We start from the raw sequence: 7,150 nt of genomic DNA, 5'->3' as shown, positions 1-7,150 counted from the left end.
TTGTACTTTATTGGTGAAGTGATGGACGTCAGTGGTTGGCTCGGAGGGTTCAACTTTCAATGGGCTTGGTCGTCTGGCTTCGCAGCTGGGATGGCGGTTTAGTTGTAATGATGAAATTCGAACGAAGACTATTTGAACTCAACGAAGACAATCTTTTTGTGAAAATTGCTTTAAAATAATCTATATAATTGATTATTAAGCTTAAAAGATTGTCTTCGTTTTTGAGCTAGCTTCAGTTTAAATAAAATGTGTGATTAATGTTTTGTTCCTTTCCATTTTTTAGCTAACTGCTCATTCGCTCGAAAGTCGACTACATTTGGTGAAATTTCAATTTGTTCTTTCTCTGCATTAGTTACTTCTGCTTGTTGTAATTTCTCTTTTTGTTTTCTTGTTCTATTTGCGATTAGAAGGGTGGGTATAGTCACAAATGCAACTTTAACCCCCCTCACTTAATAACCATTTACCAGCATCATAAACACCACTTTCAACAAGTGTTTTATAGCTATCATCTTCAACAACTTGCACTAAGTAGGCAATAAATTCACTGTAAATGCTTCCTGCTCTAACTTCCTTAAGCGCCCAAACTATGCCGCTTCTCTTGCCCTCTTGATACAAGGGTAGTTCAATCTTTTACAAAAAAGACAATAAGCCATAAATATAAATTAACAATATGAAAGTCGAAATTATACGAACTACAAACGATTAAAGTTGGCATAAATGACTTCAGATTTTTGTGCTCAAAGAACACGTAATTAAGTTATTGTATAAATACTTATCTTTACTTCATTTTCACATTTGATTGCCTGAATCACGATTTTGTATATAACTAAATAAATATTATTTATTTAGTTATATACAAGTGATAAGTTGATTTAAAAGGAAGCAAATAAAGCAGGAAAGTTTATGTCCAAAGTTGTTGTCGTATTTAGTGGCGGTCAAGACTCCACAACATGCTTAGTTCAAGCATTAGCCATTTATAAAGAGGTTCATGCCATAACTTTTAATTATGGACAAAGACATAGTCAAGAAATTGAAGTGGCCAAAAGTTTAGCTAAAAAGCTAAATATAACTAGTCATAAAGTACTAGATGTCACAATGCTTAATGAATTAGCCGTATCTGCATTAACTAGAGATGATATTCCTGTTTCACATGAACTTATGGACAATGGGTTACCAAATACATTTGTTCCAGGCCGCAATATTTTATTTTTAACTCTTGCTGGGATTTATGCATATCAAGTCGGTGCCGATACTGTTATCACGGGGGTATGTGAGACTGACTTTTCTGGCTATCCCGATTGTAGAGATGAATTTGTTAAATCTATGCAAGAGGCTTTATGTAAAGGAATGGATAGGGATATTGCTATCTCTACTCCGTTAATGTGGTTAAATAAGGCTGAAACATGGGCACTTGCTGATAAGTACCAAAGTTTAGAGTTGATCCGTAATGAAACTTTAACCTGTTACAACGGCGTTATAGGTGATGGATGTGGTGATTGTCCATCTTGCTTATTGAGGGTGCGTGGTTTAGAAGAGTACTTGAACAGTAAAGGTGCAACTTCGAGATGATAAGTCGGATTTAATACGTGCTGATAAGCTCTTATATACCTCAATGTTAAATTAAGTTGTTGATATTATGATGAATTTTGTTGTTGGTTCTTTAGTGTCTACTTCCCAGGTTTTTAAAGGGATAGGTAAGGTTAAGTCTATTGATTCAAACTCGATGACTGCAACTGTAGGTTTTTTTTGTTCACCCTTGACTCCGTATGCAAATCTTATTGACGTAGCTTTATGCGACCTAGAGGTGGTTACATCTTTGGGGGTTAGAGCAGAGGTATTCGTTCAGTTTCCCAATTCGCAAACATGGAAAATAGGTCACTATGATGGTGAAAGGCCAGGCAATAAAGCGTTGGTTACCTTCTCCAGTAACATGCGTGATGTTTTCGACTTTACTGAGTTGTTTGTCCCAAATGCTCATCCAGAAAACGAATACAACCCATTTGCATATTTAAAAGGACAAGCAACGTCATCTCCGTATATTTGCGGTGTGTTATCAGCATTCTATCAAGACTATTATGAACAAAGACGGTCTTGTCGTTCCATATCTTCGCTGATTTCAAGTTCCGTGGAGTTAGAGAAGCACCAACTTGCCGTTGTCTACGAAGTGCTCAAAGACACAGAAAAAAAATACTTGTTATGTGATGAGGTAGGCTTAGGGAAAACAATCGAAGCCGGTTTTATCATTCGTCAACATGTCCTTGAGCGTGGGCATGATAGCCGTGTGTTGATTTTGGTCCCTCCCTCCTTGGTTGGACAATGGCAAACAGAACTATCAACGCGATTCCATCTTGGCGATCTGCTTAATACGAATCCTGATAACATAGAACCTAAGATCCATATTTGTTCTTTTACCGAAGCACTGATGTACTCAGATGTCCCTTCAATGGTTGTTGTGGATGAAGCACACCAGATTTCAAGTTTCCCTTTCAGCGGCAGGTTTAAGGAAACTACGCAGTTTGGTGCAATTGCTGAACTTTCGCAACAAGCTGAGATCTCCTTGCTATTGACAGGAACGCCAATGGCTGGTCACAAATCAGCATATTTTGCTCTTCTGCATCTGCTCAATCATCAACATTTTCCGCTTAACGACAAAGCAATAGAAACATTTAATCAGACCTTACCGCAACAGGGGCGACTCAGAGAAATTTACCGTATCTTCAAGCCAGAAAATGATGATGGTTTGATAGATAGTGCGCTGGATGATCTCGAAAGCTTTGATTTACAAGACGATGATTTATATCAGCTTAGCGTTGTATTGAGACCGCTGGTGGATATGTTCGCTGAGGAAGTAGACTCAGTTGCCCGTGACGGAGCGATCAAAGTAATTGCTGATCATCTGGGGAGAAAGTATCTCTACGATTACAAAATGTTGCGAAATTCACGTGCAACGGGCTTCGAGACGGCCCAAAACAGCGAAATTGAGGCTCTCTTCCCAGGATTGAATCCAGCAGAGTTGATTCATTGGCGCGCGCCGGAAGAGGGGCCTTATCTGGATGAACTTTTTGAGCAATACCGTAGTGAAGCCATTTTTGATCACGGGTCATTTCTCACATTACCCGTCTCTGACTTTAAACAATGGTCAGAGGCTTTGTTGACAAGTCCATTGTGCTTCGCGGGCAAAATTAGGGCGTATCTGGCAAAAAATGAGTTATCAGAGATTGAAGTTGAACATTGGCTGCACATGTTGGCACAGGCCGAAGATGAACAAGTCCAAAAAAATGCGGCGCTGAACAAGGCAGTAGATGAATGGCTAACTGCAAATGAAGATGGCAAAGCAATAATTTTCTGTGGCGAAAAACAGACTGCAGACAACGTGTATCAGTATCTATCAACGCAGTTAGATGTGGGTGTAGAACGTCATAGTGACAAAGATGCTATTGCGTTCAACTCAGATGATCAAATACGAGTTTTAGTGTGTGATGAGAAAGGGGAAGATGGTTTAAACCTGCAAGGTAAAAAGCGTCTGTCAGTTCATTACAGTATGCCTCTTTTGCTTAGCCGATTAGAACAGCGAAATGGGCGCTTAAATCGCTATAGTGCTTTATCTACAGGTGTTAGCCCCATTGATACCTTTATTTTGGCCCCCGAACGAGACACTTTTTATAGCAAGTGGATTGAAGTGTTGAAAGAGGGTGTAGGCTGTTTCGAATACTATCGTGCCAATATCCAAGATGAGATAGACCAGAAGTTAGAGTTGCAGATCTGGCCGGATATTCGTGAGAAAGGTTACGCTGCCCTAGAGTATGCGATTGTTGACTTGCAAATATGCACAAAAGAGATCTACCGAAGTAGAGAGATAATTGCGAAATTGGCGACAGTTGATCTTGATGCTGAAAAAGCAGAAAAAATCTTAATCCAACTGCGCGAATCTGACGAAGTTTTTGAAGAGTCGAATGCACTAAGTAAATGGATTACAGAGGGGATTCTCTTTGACAGGCAAAAAGAAGGCGAAGATTTGTACCGTTTTCGCTTCCAGTCAGGAAGAACCAAGTTGCGGTCATCCACCCTGCTAAGTAAGTGTATTGTAGGCATAGACTTTGAGTCTTCGTCTTACATAGCTCCCGTAACTCGCGCATTATCGTTTTCGAGAAGGCGTTGTGTTGAAAATGGAAGCTACCCTCTACGGTATGGTCAACCATTCGTAGATGCTATTGCGGATGTTTCAAAATCATCTCCGTTTGGCAATAGCAGTGCGATAATCCGTCAGATAGGTGGAAACATTGAGCCGAAATTGTTTTTCATCCCTCAATGGTTAGTTGAAGCAGAAAGTTTATCGAAATCCGAGCAAATTGCGTTGGACTCTGTGGCGCCTCCTACCGTGACTTCTGCTGTGTATACAGAAACTGGCCAGCAGGAATCAACACCGATCATCAATACGCTGATTACCGCACCATATAGCAGTGGCGGCACTCGCGTGTATCATGGTGAGCAACCGGTTAATTATAAAGACACCAATATTACAATTTCGGGCGAACAGGAATTAGTTGATATTTGGGCGTTAGTCGAACAACAGATAGATAAGATACGCTTTAATACTGCGCTAGATGCGGCCCATAAAGCAAGTAAAGCTGATGCGGTTCAAGCGTTTTATGAAGGCGCAGAGTTGACTGACGATATTACAGCAAAAACCACGCTTTTAACTATCAAGTATGTACTCCTCTTTGGAGGGCTTTCGTAATGCGCTTTTGGGAGTTTTACCCAATAGAGAAAAAATCGGAACTCGTCAGCAACATTGAAGTGTTCAATGACACGCAGTTTAAGAATCGATTATTGCGAGCTTTAGACTCTTCCGATTTGAGTTTAAATGAGTTTTGGTATTTGGTTAAAGATTTGCTCGCTGGCGATAACAAGGGTAACGAATCTAGCCTTTTCTTCGGGATCAGACCGACCTCAGAACAGTTTAAGATTGCTCTGAAATGTGGTTTGAAGTTTGATGCAGCATCAATGTCAGTAGTTCTGGATCTCGGGGCTTTGTCAAAGTATATAAAGCCAGTTTATGCGCTGAATAAAAAGCGCTACTCCGTAGAGCCGGCGCATGACCCGATCCTGAAAAACTTAAACTTGCCGTATTCGACTTATACATGTCAAGCCCAGCAGGAAGCTGTGAGGACTGCACTCTCTTCAGAGTCTGGAGCTACGATTATCATTAATCTGCCAACAGGGTGCGGAAAAACCCTAGTGACAGAGACCCTGACCGCATTTTCAAAAACGGATGAGTTAAGCGTCGTTGTGGTGCCAACTACAGCCCTAGCATTAGATCAGGCTAGAAGAATGACATCCTTTGTCAAAAACATGGGTTTTCCTACAGCATCAGAATATGCTTGGCGTGGCGATCTGAAACCGGATGTGAAAACTCGCATAAAAGCGGACATTTTGTCTGGTCAACAAAGGGTGTTGTTTATCTCTCCTGAGTCGATGGTTGGCGGACTCCTACCAACACTATTTAAAGTGACAAAATCGGGAAAACTGAAGAATGTGATTTTTGATGAAGCTCACCTTATTGATACGTGGGGAGAGTCGTTTCGCCCTGAGTTTCAAAAAGTAGGCGCCTTTTTGAATTCATTAAGACAGATGGGCGGAGTGTTTAGAACTGTTTTCCTTTCAGCGACATTCTCCGAGCAAACACTAACGACCATCATTACACTCTTTGGTCAGCCAGGGAAACATCCTGTTTTAGTTAATGGTGCATTTCTACGCCCAGAGTTGATTACGCAGAAGACAAAAGTGACTGAGGATACCTATTTTGACGATATCATCGGCAAGGTATTATCTAGCCCTAAACCTCTGATTGTATATGGTGCAACAAAAGCTGATTGTGCTGACCTTTATAATCGCTTAACTGCACTGGACATTGCGCGACTTCGCCTATTTACCGGTGAAACTAACGACAAGGAAAGAAATCGTATCATTCGTGATTGGAGCGAAAATAGTGTCGATATTGTCGTTGCGACTTCAGCCTTTGGTGTTGGTATGGATAAAAGTGATGTGCGTACGATTATTCATGCGGGCATCAGTGAAAATATCGATTCGTTCTACCAAGAAATTGGCCGTAGTGGGCGCGATGGTAAAGCGGCTTATTGTGAAGTGATTTACCATGCGAAGCAGTTGAACCGTCAAAGCCAAAATAAAAAAATCAGTGCAGAAATTGGTTATGCACGTTGGCAATCTATGTGGAGTCACAGAAGTGAAGTGTCAGAAGGCATTTATCAAGTTCGCGTTAGCACTCAGGCGAGTCATATCGAGCGGAACACTGACGCTAATGAAATCTGGAACTGGAAAACACTGTTGATGATGCAGCGTGCAGGCCTCATTCGGCTTTCCTATCCAGAACTGTCAGATATGCCGAGTGACAAGGAAGAACAGCCTGCTTTTTGGGAAGATTTTTCAGGTAAGGTTTTAGTTGAAACTTTGCATGATCGACATGTTATTGAAGAAACATGGGAGAGTATTGTCGAGCCCCATCGCAGGCGTGAAATTGCTATTGAACGCCAGCGAATAAATTACTTATTGAGTTGGATAAATGGCCAAGCCAAACTTTGCGGAATCTTGCAAAAGAGTTACCAACTAGATGGGTACATGCCTATCAAGTCATGTGGAACCTGTGATGTGGCCAATAATACCCCAGAGCGACTTTCTCTCGTGGGTGAGAGTATTCGCGTAACAAAACCAACTGAAGATTACCCTGAAAATAGATTGTACTATTTTGAACCTTTGACTCAGACAGTTGAGGACATTATTAAAGCATTCAGACGAGCACTGCTTGATGGTAAAGTTGATATGCTTGTGTGCTCTGAACAATTCCTTAAAGATGCGGACCCATATTTAAACCATCTTAAGTTCCTTGTTTGGTTCTATTCTCCACTTTCAGACTATTTAAACGACAAATGCGCGCTTAATGATTACCCGAAGTTTATTATCCAAGACAATATTAACGGCCTTGAAGTGCCAAAATTACCAGATGAATGGCTAGAGAAGTACTCGAATATTTTGGTCGCAAATTCATGTCTCAACGACCCTGCTCATCCTTATCGTAGATGGTGGGAGTCGGATAACTCCATACAACCATTGACATATATAGTGAATTCATAAT

The 7,150-nt window shown here is 40.9% G+C and carries 6 protein-coding genes; 4 read left to right on the top strand and 2 right to left on the bottom strand.

Annotation, left to right across the window (positions count from 1 at the left end; genetic code table 11):
* Positions 1–102, top strand: a 102-nt coding sequence (locus Q4591_RS18785; RefSeq protein WP_303462424.1) for an NAD(P)/FAD-dependent oxidoreductase, incomplete at its 5' end; no start/stop codon positions are given.
* 152 nt (positions 103–254) lie between these two features.
* On the opposite strand, the gene Q4591_RS18780 is transcribed toward Q4591_RS18785, so the two are convergent.
* Complete coding sequence (locus tag Q4591_RS18780) at positions 255–425, bottom strand: hypothetical protein (RefSeq protein ID WP_303462422.1); 171 nt, start codon at positions 423–425, stop codon at positions 255–257.
* A 10-nt stretch (positions 426–435) separates the two neighbouring features.
* Positions 436–615, bottom strand: coding sequence for a hypothetical protein (locus Q4591_RS18775; RefSeq protein ID WP_303462419.1), 180 nt, complete (start codon positions 613–615; stop codon positions 436–438).
* A gap of 288 nt (positions 616–903) precedes the next feature.
* Between Q4591_RS18775 and queC the strand changes: the two genes are divergently transcribed.
* The 3 genes from queC to dpdF all read left to right on the top strand — a co-directional run bounded on the left by queC (position 904) and on the right by dpdF (position 7,149).
* Positions 904–1,569, top strand: a complete 666-nt coding sequence (gene queC / locus Q4591_RS18770) for a 7-cyano-7-deazaguanine synthase QueC (protein ID WP_303462417.1) — start codon at positions 904–906, stop codon at positions 1,567–1,569.
* A gap of 67 nt (positions 1,570–1,636) precedes the next feature.
* Positions 1,637–4,738, top strand: a complete 3,102-nt coding sequence (dpdE, locus tag Q4591_RS18765; protein WP_303462415.1) for a protein DpdE — start codon at positions 1,637–1,639, stop codon at positions 4,736–4,738.
* The gene (gene dpdF / locus Q4591_RS18760; protein ID WP_303462413.1) at positions 4,738–7,149 is read left to right on the top strand and encodes a protein DpdF; all 2,412 of its coding nucleotides are present in this window, start codon (positions 4,738–4,740) and stop codon (positions 7,147–7,149) included. The genes dpdE and dpdF overlap by 1 nt, the downstream gene beginning before the upstream one ends.
* Position 7,150: the final 1 nt, after the last annotated feature.

Source organism: Shewanella sp. 3_MG-2023, assembly GCF_030548765.1.
Classification (GTDB): domain Bacteria; phylum Pseudomonadota; class Gammaproteobacteria; order Enterobacterales; family Shewanellaceae; genus Shewanella.
The sequence above is the reverse complement of the archived record's forward strand: the minus strand, read 5'-3'. Positions and strand labels throughout refer to the sequence as shown.

Bases quoted from the DNA above. Each gene is read 5' to 3' on its own strand.
- queC (WP_303462417.1), top strand. From the start codon at position 904: ATGTCCAAAGTTGTTGTCGTATTTAGTGGCGGTCAAGACTCCACAACA.
- dpdE (WP_303462415.1), top strand. From the start codon at position 1,637: ATGATGAATTTTGTTGTTGGTTCTTTAGTGTCTACTTCCCAGGTTTTT.
- dpdF (WP_303462413.1), top strand. From the start codon at position 4,738: ATGCGCTTTTGGGAGTTTTACCCAATAGAGAAAAAATCGGAACTCGTC.